Origin of the sequence: Pedobacter sp., from assembly GCF_039594775.1 — a bacterium.
In the GTDB taxonomy this organism is placed as follows: Bacteria; Bacteroidota; Bacteroidia; order Sphingobacteriales; family Sphingobacteriaceae; genus Pedobacter.
The window spans coordinates 13,463-29,857 of the sequence record NZ_JBCNMT010000005.1 but is presented as its reverse complement, the minus strand read 5'-3'; the positions used below and the strand labels follow the sequence as shown (position 1 = coordinate 29,857).

At 39.2% G+C, this 16,395-nt stretch carries 10 protein-coding genes; all 10 read right to left on the bottom strand.

The annotated features are described in order from the left end of the window. Positions 1-30: 30 nt before the first annotated feature. Positions 31-1,953, bottom strand: a complete 1,923-nt coding sequence (locus ABDV71_RS13165; RefSeq protein ID WP_343533293.1) for a heparinase II/III family protein — start codon at positions 1,951-1,953, stop codon at positions 31-33. Continuing rightward, complete coding sequence (locus ABDV71_RS13160; protein WP_343533291.1) at positions 1,940-3,421, bottom strand: alpha-L-fucosidase; 1,482 nt, start codon at positions 3,419-3,421, stop codon at positions 1,940-1,942. The genes ABDV71_RS13165 and ABDV71_RS13160 overlap by 14 nt, the downstream gene beginning before the upstream one ends. Positions 3,422-3,517: 96 nt before the next feature. Then, entirely contained in the window at positions 3,518-5,455 is a 1,938-nt protein-coding gene (locus ABDV71_RS13155; protein WP_343533289.1) for an FG-GAP-like repeat-containing protein, read from the bottom strand. A 74-nt stretch (positions 5,456-5,529) separates the two neighbouring features. Beyond that, positions 5,530-7,464 (bottom strand): hypothetical protein, encoded by a 1,935-nt coding sequence (locus ABDV71_RS13150; protein WP_343533287.1) that lies wholly within the window; start codon positions 7,462-7,464, stop codon positions 5,530-5,532. 21 nt (positions 7,465-7,485) lie between these two features. Continuing rightward, positions 7,486-9,213, bottom strand: a complete 1,728-nt coding sequence (locus tag ABDV71_RS13145) for a LamG-like jellyroll fold domain-containing protein (RefSeq protein ID WP_343533285.1) — start codon at positions 9,211-9,213, stop codon at positions 7,486-7,488. Between the two features lie 10 nt (positions 9,214-9,223). Next, entirely contained in the window at positions 9,224-10,672 is a 1,449-nt protein-coding gene (locus tag ABDV71_RS13140) for a M60 family metallopeptidase (protein ID WP_343533283.1), read from the bottom strand. Between the two features lie 11 nt (positions 10,673-10,683). Further along, entirely contained in the window at positions 10,684-12,423 is a 1,740-nt protein-coding gene (locus ABDV71_RS13135) for an alkaline phosphatase family protein (RefSeq protein ID WP_343533282.1), read from the bottom strand. Between the two features lie 27 nt (positions 12,424-12,450). Further along, positions 12,451-14,049, bottom strand: a complete 1,599-nt coding sequence (locus ABDV71_RS13130) for a DUF5008 domain-containing protein (RefSeq protein ID WP_343533281.1) — start codon at positions 14,047-14,049, stop codon at positions 12,451-12,453. Positions 14,050-14,061: 12 nt separating this feature from the next. After that, a complete protein-coding gene (locus ABDV71_RS13125) occupies positions 14,062-14,805 on the bottom strand; it encodes a hypothetical protein (RefSeq protein WP_343533280.1) in 744 nt (247 codons plus the stop codon). 4 nt (positions 14,806-14,809) lie between these two features. Continuing rightward, positions 14,810-16,390, bottom strand: a complete 1,581-nt coding sequence (locus ABDV71_RS13120; RefSeq protein ID WP_343533279.1) for a RagB/SusD family nutrient uptake outer membrane protein — start codon at positions 16,388-16,390, stop codon at positions 14,810-14,812. Positions 16,391-16,395: the final 5 nt, after the last annotated feature.

The window sequence follows — 16,395 nt, the reverse complement described above, 5'->3', positions numbered from 1 at the left end:
CTATATTTAGACGAGGTCAATCTTTTAATTCTATTTGATAATGATTTGATAGCTGTCTTTTAGGAGTGCTTTTTTAGCGACCAGCTTAATTTGATAAATTTGATTTCCCCAAGCCTTTATCAGTCTATCATCATCCATTATTTTTTGATTAATGACGACATCGAATTTGGAAGCATCAAATTGCAATGTTGCTTTGTTGTCGAAATTTAATTTACCTGTGGTTAAGGTTGGCTTGATCACGGCAATGTAGTTAAGCTCATTGTTCTTTATCGTTTTATTCAATCCAAATTTATCAGTGATGTTAATTTGCTTTTTTGACCTATCCAATATAATTTCTCTATCCCAGTATTCTATTCCGGCTTCTGTAGGGTAAGATTTTGAGATATCCATTGATATTTGCTCCATATTATCTTTATGGATTTCATTTACTTTTGAAGCTGCATATTTTCTACCATCTTTCTGTTCAAATCCGTTAATGGTTGGACAGTTATGCCAATTGGATTGCACATTCCAGATTTCATACCGTTGCTTACTGAATGTTTTCGCCGTATAAGTTCCAACACCAACATCAATTAATAGGGGATTGCCATCTACGTAAACAATAAAATTCCCAATATCGTTGTGATTATGACTTTCGTTGTTATGGCCACCCTTAATCGCGAAAAATAACCCTTTATTGGAACCTTCTTGCTGACGTCCCGTAAAAACCTGTAAATTAGGTAGCGATGTACGCTTAGGATATGGTGCTTTTGCCGGGGTGGCACTTAACTTTTGATGGACTTTCAAAAGTTCTACGAAATCAACGATATCGTTACCCCATTCTTTACGTCGTTGCTCAAAAACGAAAGCTGCATACTCCTTCAACTTCTCGTCGTTAAACATTGATCCGTATTGAAATATACTCACTGGATTTTGAGTGTAAATAGCGTGAGCGTCAGCAAAATTGGTATAAAATTTATCGCTGATATGCATTTTATAGGTATAGCTTCCCATGTTATGCAACAATTTGTTCTCCGCAAAATCAATGTGATTTGATGAAATGGCTTTTAGCTGATCTAACAAATTAATTAAACGACCGCCTGCCATGTCCCAATAAGAAGGACCTTCGTCACAACCTCCATCAGCTGGATAATGATTTAAAAAGGCATCGGAGCTGAGGATAATTTTTTGGGCCAATTGCTTGAGCGTATCAGCTGATACTTGCGAATAAATTAAGGCGTTGAAACAATTAGAATTATTAAAGGCATTCCAATTATTAACGACCCCTCCATTTAAACCCATCCAAAAAAACCTATCATTATTTAGATAAGGTTGAATGATTCTCTTATCTAGCTCGTCAGATATTCTTTGGTTGACAACTTTAGAATATTTCTCTAGTTTATCTTTTAAAAGAAATTGAATTAACGCCGCACGATAGCCTGTTCGGGAAGCGTGCAAATCGATATAAGAAGTTGATACGGCAGGCAAATCAGCGCCTTGTTTTTGTACTACAATGTGAGCCGGAGCCACCCAAGTGCTTTCTTCGAGTAAAAGCCATAGTCCGTTTACCAATTGGGGAATATAGGTATCATCATCAGAAATGATTGCACCTATGGCTAAAAGTGAAATCATTTCTTGGCGCTTGTTGTGCAAATTTTCGAAATCTACGCGTCGGCCTTTGTGTTTATAATCTAAATATAAAGATGCAGTAATACTGGGCCAATCATACTTGTTGGCTTTATTAGCTAAATTAATGTAATAGGCTTTTTGCGTAGCGGATAAGCTGTTGATTTTATGGCGCAAATCAACTAATTCGTTCATACGCCATTGCGCAATGTCCTTGTCAAATGCTTCTTGGTGGTATCTTTCGTTAAACTTCCTGGTGATATAATTTTTTTCTTGGGCATCACCTTTAAAAGCTATGCCCAAGAAAAGAACCATTGACAAGCCTATTAACAATTTAGGTCTTTGCATCACCATAATTTTTATTGTTTCCGTTACTTTCACTTAAATCAAATACGACCACAAAGGGCTTGTCTGCTTTAAAATCTGCAGGCAAGGTAACATCAAAATATGTATTGCTATCCCTATCTATGCCCATATTGGTTTTTTTAACTTTTAATGACTGGCTGCCGACCAAAAAAGAAGCTTTTTGTATCCCTTTCCCATAAGATTGAGGAATTGCCAAACGCAATTGATTATTTACCGGTCGGTTGAAAACCGTTAAATAAAGCTTATTTCCTTTTAGGGTATAATACCCATATTCTGGTTTAGGCAGGCCTGCATATTTAGTACCGTAAATGGCTTCAGAATTTTGCTGCATCCATTCGCCAATGCCAGCTGCAATTGCACCTTCTTCGGGACGGATAGCGCCTTTCCCATCTGGGCCAAAATTAATCACCAAGTTACCATTTAATGATACCGAATGCAATAACATCTGGATCAAATCGTAGTCTGTTTTAATGTACGATGACTTCCAATCTGCATTGTAGCCCCATTGATTTGGCGGAATGGTCATTACGCAATCCCAATCACGCCCCTTTACTACGTCGATACTGGCTGGTAATTTACGTTCCCAACCTTGCTCATAATCGCCCATCATTTTACCGTTCGAGTCAAAGTGACGTTTACCATTTTCATCGGCCCTAAAACGGCTGCCAATAATTAAACCTGGATGTACCTTGCGCAATTCCTTTTCCAATTCATCAGTATAAGCGGCCTCTTTAATCCAAGCTTGATCCCATGAGCCATCAAACCACAGACCTTTTACGGTTGGATAGTTTTTAAGTAGTTCGAGCAGTTGGTTGCGTGTAAATTTTTTGAATGTTTCATAGCCCGCAATTTCTTCCGCAGTTTTTGGAGCCGCACTTCTGTAACCTTTATGGTTCCAATCAATAATCGAAAAATATAAGTAAACATCTATACCTTCAGCATTGTAGGCATCCACTACCTCTTTTACAATATCTTTTTTATAAGGGCTATTTTTGATGGTATAATCAGTGTATTTACTTGGCCAAAGGCAGAAACCATCATGATGTTTAGTGGTGAATATCACATATTTTGCCCCAATTTGCTTAGCCTGCTTTGCCCAAGCTTTCGCATCAAAACTAGTAGGGTTAAATTGTTTGTAGAAATTGTCGTAGGTATTGGTCCAATTTTCCGGCGCCGTAGATTTGCTCCAAGAACGTATCCATTCCGCTGCCCCGCCATAGGTTTTGCCGTCCCACTGACCTCCCGGTATGGCATACACCCCCCAGTGGATAAACTGGCCTAGACCATAACTTCGCCAACGTTCCATTTCGGCATCGGTTCGGTTTCCTGTTCTGTGGGCTCCATATTTCAAAGGAATGGTGTCTGTTTTTACCGTGGAAGGCTGTGCATTAACGGTTAAACTTGCTACGCCAATTAACAACGGGGCTAGGATTGCTTTTAGTTTTTTCATTTGTGTGTGTGGATAAGTCAATTTTAGCAATTCTTATTAAATAAAATGCTTTTAAAACATAGAGGATGTACTTTCGTGCATCCTCTATGATCGTCATTATAATTTTATAGCTCTTGCAGCCGTGTTGCCGTTTGCACCTATTAACCTAATGATGTAGGTACCTGCCGCTACCGATGCTAGGTCGATATCAACCGCAGTATCTGCACTATTAATTTTTCCAGAGGCAACGGTATTACCCTGTACACCAACCACCGTATAAGTAGTGTAAGCTCCAGCAGCCAAAGCTACCGTTGCCACACCTTTAGTTGGGTTGGGATAAACGCTCAACTTGTTGTCAGCTAAGCCTACCTTTACAACTTTTGTATCTAAATGGTTAATTTTCCCATCTGAATCCTCTTGCTCTAACTTGTAGTAATAAGTACCCGATGGTACATTTTTATCAACCAAACTGTAACCTGTAGTTGTTTCTACTAAGGTAAATTTCACTCCATCATTACTACGGCTTACGATATATTGCTTATGATTAGTCTCTGAAGCGACTTTCCAGCTTAATTGCACACCACTGGTAGTGGACTTAGCAGCAAAGCTGATAAAGTTTACTGGTAGCGGAGTGTCATTATACGTATACAAAGCTGCAATACTTGCCGAACCTGCATTAGCAGGGATACCAAACTTCGCCACATCATCTTTCCTACCATCTCCATCTATATCGCCAAAGGCGAAGAAACGATAATTTGAGTTTGAAGCATAATCCCAAATAAAACTGGCAAATGCTGTAGTATTAATAGTATAAACAGAAGGATTGTTGCCGTATCTAGAATAAACAGTGAAATCAGTGTAGGGCGCTCCTTTGCAGATAAGCACCTCTGTAGTTACATATCCGGTAGCCGTTTGCCCTGTAGTAATCAAATCTTTTTTAAAGCCCGAGCCGGTTAAATCACCAAATATTACTTGACCATATCTTTTACCCCCTTGATGATTAGTTTGACCTGTACTACCGTTTCCGTAGGTTAACACCGTTGTATAAACATCTGGATTACTCGGATCTTGTTTATATACTTTGATCATCCTAGAAGTTGTGTTAGTATTGCCGCTTGTATTACCTTGAACTGCTATATCTGTTGCGAAACCATCTCCGTCTAAATCTCCAAAATCAATACTACCATTCCCCATGCCTGTAAAATTAGCATTTGGTGTACCATCTAAAGTAATTGAAACTTTAGAAAAAGTACCATTACCATTGTTTTTATAAATAGAAGTATAGGTATCATTAGCACCGGTTCCAATTTTTGCGGAAACAGCAATATCTTGTTTGCCATCCTTATTATAATCGCCAATTACTATGCCAGTTACCTGATAACTATTTAGAATCATTACTGGGAAATTGCTAGTTCCATCTACTGGATTAACCAACAATGTATATTGGTTTGAACCTAAATTTTGGTACAGAAAGCTTGCACCAGTCTCATTATCAACCAAAAATATATCGTCTTTGCCATCACCATTGTAATCAATAAAGCCTACAAAACCAGTGGTACCCGGAAATTCACTTGTACCATTAACAGGGTTAACTATTTTAACATAATTACCACTTCCATCTCGAGCGTACAGAATAGTTGTTTTAACATCGCTGCTGTTAAGTCCATTAGTTACAATGTTACCGTCGGTTTTACTCCATGCTCCATTTCCTTTTTTTAATACATCAAATGTAGAGGCATTTAAAGTATAAGTCCCAGTACCATTGTTTTTATACAACTCAATCCCAGTAAAAGTAAGCGTAGCGCTTGTTGTTTCGTTACCTACTTTGAATATTAACAAATCCTGATCTTTACCATCATTAACTGCATCGATGGAGCCAAAAATCATCTTTTGTGCTCTAACGTTATTTAATATTCCACCTGAAATTGACGTTGAGTCTACACGGCTATATGTTTTTTGAGCCTTTACATCAGTTAGTGCAAATACCCCCATCCCAAGCAATATAGCTACGCCATTGGTTAAGGATTGTTTTTTTAAGTTGTAGAATTTTCTCATCCTTTAAAGTTTAGTTGGTTATTTTTAGTTAATAGCATGGATTGCTTGAAGCAACCCATGCATTAGAGGTTAATTTAAATATCGCTCGACCTGATGACCTTAATTTTCTTATTGCCAACATCTGCCACATACCAATTGCCAGTATACCTATCATACCAAATACCAATTGGGCCATTAAATCTTGCCGAGCTTGCCGCTCCCAAAACATCGCCACTAGCAGTTGCTCCAGCGACCAAACTAAAGGTTGAGGTACCAGTTTCGTTAAGTGCATTTACCATAGACAGGTAATGACCTTGACCAGTGCCCGGGTTATCGAAATTAGACACCACAATTTTACCCTGTGAGCTCACGTAGATGCCTCTTGGTGATTTGAAATTGGTTGTAGCTCCGGTTCTAATAGCCGTAACGCTGTTGTTTGCCAAATTGATTTTACTGATAGAATTTCCGTTCCAAGCAGTTACATAGAGGTTTTGGTTATTTTCATCTAATGCTACTCCCCATGGATTGGATCCAGTAGTAGCAATAAAACTTACTTGGTTATTCGTTAAGTCTATCCTTCTTATTCTTGCACCACCCCACTCTGCCGTATAGAGGTATCTGTTTGCTTTATCGATGGCCAAACCCGCTGGTCGGTTAAATGTAGCCGCGGTCCCTATACCATCTGCGGCACCAGAGGCACCAGCACCCGCAATAGTGGTTACCGTAGCCGCTCCATTTGGCGCAATATCTAATCGACGTATAGCATGAAAAGCAGTGCTTCCAGAACCATTATTGTTGGCCACATAAACTGCACCATTGTTAGCTACTTTAATGCCATACGGAAAGGCAAAAGTTGCGGTAGCTCCCGGTCCATCAGTTTTTCCGGCTGTACCATTGCCTGCCAACACAGAGGTATTTCCATTGGCATCAACCTTAATAATTCTGTGAGTATTACCATCTGTGATGTAAATATTACCTTTTCTATCCGTGGTTACATCTTGCGGATCTGCTAGGGTAATTCCATTATTTAGAGCAAGCGTAGTCACTCGCAAGTTGGTCATTACAGGTTCATTGTAAGCTGGCGGCTTTAAATATAATGGCGCACTTAACACATGCGTAGCATATTTAGGCACATTGACATTAAATACAGTATCCTTAAAAAATTTAAGCCCTGTTATTTCAACTTTCACTTCTGACGGGAAAGCAACAAAAATACTTGCCTTACCTACTGCCGAAACGGCTTTTGTATCGAGCAAGGTAAAAGTGCTCTCCCCTTGTTTTTTGATACTAAATTTAACATCAGCATCTTGGACGTATTGATTATCTAGGTAATCGAATACATTAACATCTAAACCAACTAACGTCGATATTTTTAGCGTGACCGCTGTGCCTGTATCATCTTTATGCTGTACAAAAGCCGAATCCGCCTTGTAAACATCTGCATCTGCTACTTTTGCCTTTACGGTAGATGGCCACGGTAATGACATCAAAATTTTACCCGATGCATTTGTTTTTTCTGTGCCTACAATGGTAAAATCATTCTTCCCAGAAGCTCTATAGCTTACAGCTACGTTAAAATTTGCGATAGGCTGCAGGGCGGCACTATCTACCACATTAATTTCTACAGGCGACATTCCAAATTTTGGATTTGTACGCAGTACTATACTATTTGGTGTAGCTGTACCCATTACCAGATTAACCGTATCGGCAGTGTAAAACATGGTATCTAAAAATACCCTGTACTGATTTGGATAGCGGGCATCATAATTAAACTCGCCACTAGCATTAGTTCTAATGGTATCCACAATCTGATATTGTCCCTGAGCGCTAATTTTTCGTCCAACGAAAACCTTTACTCCGGGTTCCGGTAAATTCTTTTTCGCGTTAATTACCTTAATATTTAACGATGTACTTGGTAAATTTTCGTCGGTATTCAGTGCATCATTTTCTAATTTGCTACAAGCGAAAATAGTAGCAATAGTTAATGCAGGAATTACGTATTTAAATAGTTTGATGTTTGACGCTTTCATGTTGCAATCTTTAATACGATCTTATTTTATAAACTCAGATTCAAAATCTGATAACCAAACTTTACCATTGGTTACCCATTTGGCTTCGATATTAACTCCAAACCAGTAGTAAATCTGTTGTGATATATCTGAGTTATGGGTAAGGTAAAGCTTACCTGATGTACATGTCCATGCTGCTAAAGGAGCCCAAGCGAAGTTTGCTCCGCTTGTTGCAGTAATTGTTAAATCTTTACCCGTAACATTTGGGGCATAGTTTTTAAGGATATTGCCTTGCGCATCATTTCCTGGCCAATAACCAATTAGATTATTAAAGTAAGGGTCGGTATTGGGAATTTGCTCTTGACAAACAAAATCTTGAATAGCTTGTGGCGAGATTGCTGTATTGTAAATAGCCAATTGATTTACGTTTTGCGTGCATGTCCCTAAAGAAGAGGAAATGGTACCAATTACCAAGTCCGAACCTGTGCCCATAGCAAAACCCGTAATATCCGTAGGTTCTTTAATGGGTTTTCCATCTTGAAAAAGTTGTGCATAACGTTTACCACCTTCGGTATGTACCCTTAATGCCAAGCTGTACCATTTATTAAGATCAGTAACTTGGGTACCTACTAAAAATTTTAATGTTGCAGAACTACCGCTACCTAAAATCACACGGAAATATTTGGTAGACGCTTCGTACATAAATTCCCAACCGGTAGCATTACCATAAGCCGCATTGATTTTTGAAAGTATAGTGGCATGGCTAGAACCGCTGGGAACGGCTTTTAAATTCACCTTGAATTGGATGGTAAAATCGCCTGTGGTACCTAAGCCATAAGCAGTAGAGTTTCCCGCCGAAAGACTTGCCAATACATTTTTGGAAGAGGTAGTTACCCCATCTACCACGGGCTGTGCCGGTAACTCTTTACCTACAAAATTTGGTTGATGGTAAATGGTAAATATGTTACGTGTACGCTTGCTACCCGATGTAAAGGATTTTCCGTCGCCACCGTGGGTGGAGGTAATGACCACCAGCCAATCTTCCTTGGCATAGGTAGGTCTTGCTTTAATACCTGCAAGTAATTCGCCAATGTAAGTATCCAATTGTGATACTGCATTTTTGTACTCCGGTACATTAGCATCGAAACCTGCAGTTAGGCCAACTTTGTTTGCGCCGTTAAAATTAGCAATGACCAAATCCATATTGGGTTCTGCTATTTTTTTCAGCGTAGAATCTTTTACCAACGCATCATTTGCGACTACAATTGGAAAATCTGAATAGATAAATAACTTTTGCGACAGTTTTTGCCAAGTGGTAATCGCGGCTGAATATCTAATTTTGCCACTTCCTTGTAACCTTTCAATAAACGTAGGATATACTGCCCTTGCATCGTGTTCGCCACCGATGACGGTAGATGAAGCGTCAAAAGAACTATCAGCTACTCCGTGGGTTCCTATGCTTACACCTGTCATGATATTTTTCCAACTACCAGCATCACTAACGGGCATATCTGTCCAACCATCATAGCTGTATTTACTTTTGGTTAATATCTCCTGAATTTTTGGCGGGGCAATAGCTTTTAAGTCTGCACCCGTTATCCCATCAAGTCCAATCAGCAAAACTTTTTTTCTTTTGACATTTACGATGGTTTGTTCTTCAAATACATCTGGTGGGTCGAAATATTTTTTACATCCCAAAAAGGCAAAGCAAAGCATCAAGAGTAAAAGCCCTTTGTTCACCATTTGTCTAGTATTTTTTAATGTCTTCATCTTATTTAAATTAGATTGGATTTGAAAGCCAAACTTGTTCTGTTAACAAAGGATATTGCGCTGATATTTTCGCTTTTGAAACGGTACTCACCGTAATGCCCCATGCTGTTAAAAAAGGTTGCATATCGGTATTCGTGTAAGTAGATAACTTTTCGTAGAAAAAATCAATTTTATCTTGGTTGTTGTTTGCTCCAAATCGGGCGTGTCTGGCTTCTGTGGTGAGATAGGTCATAAACTCGTATCCGTATCTTTCAAATATTTGAATGTACATGGCCAGTCTAGCATCAAGCGAGGTAGTGGTGGCACTGTAATTTTTTGTACCAGCGTTGATATAAGCCAAACCAGCATCAAGCATTCTTTTATAATTACTGTGTTTAAAGCCGTTTTGCTTGGCTACTTTTAAGCTGAATAAGTTGCAGGTCACCTCGCCGTTGCCTTCAAAATTCCAAGTAGAACCCATTTGCATATTGTGTCCAATTTCGTGGTAGGTACCCCAGTTAAATCCAATCACCTGGCTTTGCGTAACTGCCTGCTTAAAATAGTTATCATTTGCGGTGGCCACTACGGGATAACCACTATGCTGCGCACCAACAGAAGGTTGTATATCATGCACAATGCGCCAAGGCAACATGGCATTTCTATCTCTCACGTCAACGGCATCAGGAGATAAGCCGTACCATTTCCAGATACCATCTTCAACTTGTTTGTCCCAAGTTTCCATGAGCAATTGGGGATTATCGATAGGATAGTCGGCTAATTTATTTACAGGCAAAGTGAAAATAATACGTTTACCTCTTAACTCGAACCAAGGAACTTTGGTGTTAGCAATCATCTGCTTCCACTCTGCATTAGTCGTTTCGCCCAGTACAAAATCTGGTGATTTTACTACACCTGTAAATTGAAAAGTTACTTTTTTACCTAACGGACGGGGAGGAATAATCCAAACATGACCGCCATATAGATTGCGCAACAAGTTTTTACCAGGAAACAATTCTTGGCGGCTATAAATTATTGGAGCTCTACTTAAAGGATCCTTGCCGGTTAAATTATCTGTCCATGCGCCAATTTGAGCCGTTAGTCCATATACACCTGAAGGAACTACAATTTCGATCAGTTCTCCGGCAGGCGCATACATGCCAGTACTAAAATAGCCACCAGGGGGTACAGAAACCCTTAAATGATCATTGTTACTTACTACATAATCTAGGTCTAAGGTAACTTCTATACCTTTCAAACGCGGTTCTTCAATGCCCACAAGACCAGGAAATACTCTAGCTGCATTAAACTGCGAACGGTCTACTTTATAAATTGAGGTATCTAAAATCAATTTTTTCAGGGTATCGGGAACACCATTTGGATTGTACCCATCCTCAAACGAATAGCCGTATTTCTTTTTACATGCCGCCAAACACATTACAACGATTAAAATAGCCGCAATGCTAAAACTATATTTTTTCATGTTCGTCATTATTATTGGGTGATGTTATAAACTGGCAACCAAACTTTTCCGTCGAGGCCATAATTATCTGTTTTTATTTTCAACCAAGAGTAGATATATCTTGGAATATCTACCCCTCGTGGCAGTTTATTATATATTTCTGGTGAAAATGGGATACAAAATTTTGCATCTGTATCTTCAAAAGATTCCCATACTGGGCTTCCTCCGATGGTAAAATTTCTGGTCCCCGATATTTTATCGACAAAGGACACTCCCGTTCCATCTGTAGCTGGCCAATAACCAATTAAGGAGTTGTAATAAGGGTGCGTGGTAGGCACATTTACCTGACAAGCATATTCTTTAATGATATTATCTGGAACAGCTGCTTTAAATAGTCTGATATCAGTGATACTTTGTGTTGCCGTGTTTCCGTAACCGTCTATTTGTCCAGCAATAAGCGGAACCGCATTATCTACATTTCTACTGGTAACGTCTACCGGATTGGAAATTTTCTCGCCATCTTGATAAAGCACAACCCATCTTTTAGCGCTTTCATTATATATCTTAAACCCGATGGTGTACCATTTACCAACGGTAAGCAAAGGAGCAGAAGCGCTTGTAATCGTTGTTGAAGATAATCCAGCGAAACGCCATGTACCATTGGAGCCGTTATGTATAATCCACCATCCTGTTGAACTATTTGCGGGACTGCTACTTTTAGAAAATATCGGAGCATTTAGGGTACCAAATGCATGCACTTTCAATTTAAATTCTACGGTATATTCTGGTGCCGTTACACCAGTACCAAAGTTAAAAATGGAAGCATCGGCAGCGCTCAAAGTTCCCCGCAAAGCAGTGCCGTTTAATTTAATATTGTTACCACTATAAGGAATTGCACTTGTATTGGGTTTTTCGTAAACACTGATGTTAAAGGCTGGATTGTAGAACATCACGTAGCTATTAAGCAACGGTTTGCTAAAGAGGGTACCATCATTATCTGCTGGATTAACGGGATAAGCGCCACCCTGGTTAGAAGCGATAATGACCAGCCAGTTTTCATTCGTATAATTTTTACGACTCTTTAGCTGTGCCATAATTTCACCGATGTAACCATCTATTTTAAGAATAGCATTTTGGTATTGCGCCACCGAATTGTCGTAGCCGTATTGTGCCCCTGCTTTGTCAACACTATTAAACTCTGTCAACACCACCGCAGCATCGTCCCTTTTCAGCTCATCTACTGTTGCTGTTTTTACTGCCAAATCATCATCATTAAAAGATTGATTCACATCGGCATCGCTAACTAAATTTTGGCTTAAACGTGCCGAAGCACAAAAGGCGGCTGTTCGCAATGTAGAATTATCCTTAATTCGTTTAAAGAACATAGGATAGTTTGTCAACTGCTTTCCAGCAAAATTAGCGCTAGTTACCCCATGCTTTGCTTTATTTACGCCCGTAAGCATATCTGTCCAAGTGGTTGCATCTAAGCCACTATCATCACTTACCGATTCGTAGGCGTAATTGGCATTTGCTTTGATTTTGGTTAGATTGGGCGCCATACTGGTTTCGACAGATTTACCTCTAGCACCATCAATAATTACATATAAAATTTTTGAGGTTCGGACATCTAGGACAGTATCTTGTGTTTTGGCAAAATCACGTTTACCTTCAAAATCTTTGTTACAAGCCGATAGGCCACATATTGCCAAAATAAATAGGATACCATACCATGTGCCATATTTATTGGTTTTATTTTTTTGTGTTCTTTCCATTGCTATTTTAATCAGGAGGTAAATAATTTATGGTTTAAGGACTATCCTAATGATGTTGTTGACGGGCTTGGCATCGAACGTGGTGATAAACCCAGCTATAATTACCGTTGGGTAACCTAGGCTATTTGTTTTTTCATAGATGTCGGAAATTGAACCAATAAACCTACCTGTATTGTTGTAACCTTGGGCTAGGGTTCCATCGGCATTCAGGATCATAAAGCCTTGCCTTATAATATTGTTATAACTTGCAAAACTTCCCGACACGATGATTTTCCCACCAGAAAGTTGTGCAGCAAAAGTTGGGAATCCACCTGCCATGTCAAGCGCTGTAAATGATGCATCAATGCTTCCATCAGCATTGATGCGCACCAAGCCATTTACCGGCGTGCCATTATAGGTAGTAAATGCACCCGCCAACATATATTTTCCATTGGCAACATTATATCTCACACTAAAAATGGGTCCGTTAGCCGAGGCGGTAAAAGATGGATCTACTCTTCCGTTATTATCTAGCCTTAAGATGTAGTTAGCTGTTTGAGCCTGATATCTCGTAAAACTGCCCACCATAATCAACTTACCATCGGGTTGCATTGCAGCATCGTAAATACTTCCGTTGCCGGCTTCCAATGCTGTACCAGCCGCCTTATCAAAATTGTATGTAGAGTCCATTTTCCCTTCCAAACTCATCCGCAACACGTTATTTATTTTGGTATAGCCCACTACTTTTCTATCTCGGGTAGATCTTTCATAAAAATGTTCTGCATAATTGTTGAAGTTGCCTTGTACAATAATTTGATTGTTATGGATAAATAGCTTACTCGCCGTTCCACTAATCCCTCCATTAAATCTGGCAACGGTATCATAACTATTGCTGGGAATAAGTGGGGTCAAATTCACCACTTCTACACGTGCAGTATCTAACGACCCATCGGCGTTTAACCTGGTGACACCACTCATGCCCTTTCTATTATTAAAACTAGAAAACGATCCGCCTATCATGAATTGACCGTTGCTCAAACGGGCTATAGCATTGACAGAACTGTTTGCGCCTTTTTTTGAGTTTAAAGTATTAAGGTAAGTTCCATTTTGATTTGTTAACACGATACCGTTAATGGGCTGTTTTTCTGAGGCAGCCTGTGCATAGTTATTAAAACTACCCACCATCATTAAATTACCATTTGGCAACGGCAAGATTTGACTGATCATGCTATTTGCGCCCAAATTAGAAAAAGTGGCGTCTACTTCTGTTTTGCCGGCAATGTTTACCATTGGACCAAAAAATATCTGCTCATCCACAATGATTACCGCTGGTCCAGAGCTCAAATTATTTGGCGTAGTAACGGTTACAGAATTTGTAGTAACTGAGGTAATTGTTGCCTCTACATTGTTGATCAGTAGATGTAGCTTGTCTTTATAAGGGACTAAACCTGTAGCACTAAAAGTCATGCTATTCCCCTCAATTACCGCAGCGGTAGTTAAAAATCTAATACCTAACGCGTCTTTGCCACCTGAGTATGGATCTTCCGGCAATGGTTCCGTTTTTTTACAGGCCGTAAAACAAACAACAGCTAGCATTAATACGAAGAAAAAATGAACTGGATGCTTTATATCTTTAAATCTTTTCATGTCTATTTCTTATTAATTGCCAATGCCATATTGAAGTGCTATCTCGGAAAATATTCCGGTGTTAAAACCAAATGCGTGGCGTTCTATTTTTAGCGCATGTACAATTCCATTTTTAGGGTTGATATCTGAAGAAGAAACCAGGGCATTAATCCAATACTTTTTTGGATTTGTCCAATCAGGAATGTAGGAAATCATAAGTTGACGATAGCCTGCATATTTGATAACGATATTATCATTTTTGGCATCGTGATATACTACGCCAATGTTATAGGGAACATTATTATAAGCTAAGTAGCCTTGCCCAGCGTAGGTATCCAAAGCCAAGGTATCTACCTGTCTGTAATCTTTCAAGCGGTTTGTTCCTTTAAAGATGTACGATGAAAGTAGTATTTTCCAAGCCTGAGGTTTAATATCTTCCAATTTACTTACCGTATCTCTACCTATGGAAAGCAAGCGCTGATTCAATCCCCTAATAGATACTTGTATGGTAGGATCTGGGGGTGCAAAAAAGGTAATCTCTTCATTATTGAAGGTATTTTCCATACCTGCCAACTTTATAATTTTAGCTAGGGTGTCAAAATGCAAGGGCTTAGACTCCAAGTATTGCAATATTGTGCCATTGAAATTGGCTTTAGCCAAACCTGTGTCTTTATAATAATCTTTTTTACAAGAAGTGACGGTTATCATCGCCATCAATAGCAATAACAAACCCATGCCTAATTTTCCAGTAAAACTCATTTTTATAGCTGTTTTCATCTGTTTATTGCCAATAGTTGTTTAATGTCATGTACGGATTGTTTGCTAGTGCAGCCCGGTCTATAGGCCAAGTCCAAGCGCCAGCAATAAATGCCGAATAAGTAAGTGGGTTATAGCAGTAATCTGGATTTAAGATTTTTTTGGTGCGCACCAAATCATAGAAATAGTGTCCCTCGCCCATTAGTTCTTTACATCTTTCCCAAAAAATAGCATCCTTAAGTTTCCCTTCTCCAGGATCCGCCGGGTAAAGATCTGCTCCCGCCCTAGCTCTAATTTTATTCAATAAATCTGTGGCTTTGGCATCGTCGGTCCCCAGCTCGGCCAACGCTTCGGCCTGTAATAAATAAGTATCTGCCAGCCTGAAAACAATAGGGTTATCATCGCTACTTTGCGTTGTTGCACTTTTGTTAAACATTTTGTAAAACACCGCCGTACCGTCGGTTTTATACATGTTGGCATCAAACCATACCTGTTTCCTTTTATCCGTAAGTGTTTCTGGATAAATTTTGCTCATGTATGCAGGATAGAAAGTGAGCTCAGTGTAATTTCTATCACTAATAGCGGGTGCAAAAATTTGATTAACTAAACCTACACTGAACTTGAACCTATTCCTTGCAGTACTTTCTCCGTAGTTATCACTCAGCTGTATTTCATAAAGTCCTTCTTGCGAACGACCAAACATAATTTGATAGGTTTGCTCGATTGGCAACAGACGGTAAGCACGTTCCTTTATTACCCCTATCTCTTCAATTTCATCGCCAAATGTTATTGTTTCTTCGTAATATTTTTTTGCATTTCCGGGGTCAAAACCTGCATTCCACATGTTCATGTGCATCATTAAAGCCAAAGCGCCTCCACGCATGGCTCTTACACCTCTATTGGCCGGATCAGTGTAAGTCCATGGTAAATTATCTTTTACTTTTTTTAGCTCCGCTACACAATCGTTGAATATGCTGACCATATTGGTTCTAGGCATTGCATTTTGCTGATATGCTTCTTTGTAATAAGGAACGTCACCATACAACCTCACCAAGAAATAATAGGCCATTGAACGCATAAATACAGCCTCTGCTTTGTATTGATTTCTTTTCGCCTCGGAAATTTCAGTTTTAGGGATTAAATCAATTTCCTTGTACATGATATTACAAGACTGGATGACCCTAAAAAATGGAGTCCAATTGGGAATTAAGTCATACCTGGCATTGTTTTGAAACCATTCTAAAAGCAATTGCGCATTGGGTAAATTAAGAATTCTTGGCGGCCCATCTGCTCTAGCTGCAATAGCTAGTTTGAGATTATTTTTGGCCATATAATCAAAATCGTGACGATATGGATTTGCACCAGAATAGCCCCTAATTGGAGCGCAACGCTCATCGCCAACGGCAAATAATACACTCGACATGGTGGCATTTCTAAATAAACGATGAATATCGGTGGCAAAACTCTCAGCGTCTTTTTCGCTTGTCCAAAAGTTATTTCCAGAAAGCTTATTTAAGGGTTCTACATTAAGGAATTTCTTGCAACCGCTATTGGGCATACCTAGCGCTAGGGCAAAAATTAATACGATATAGCTAATTCTTTTCATAACGA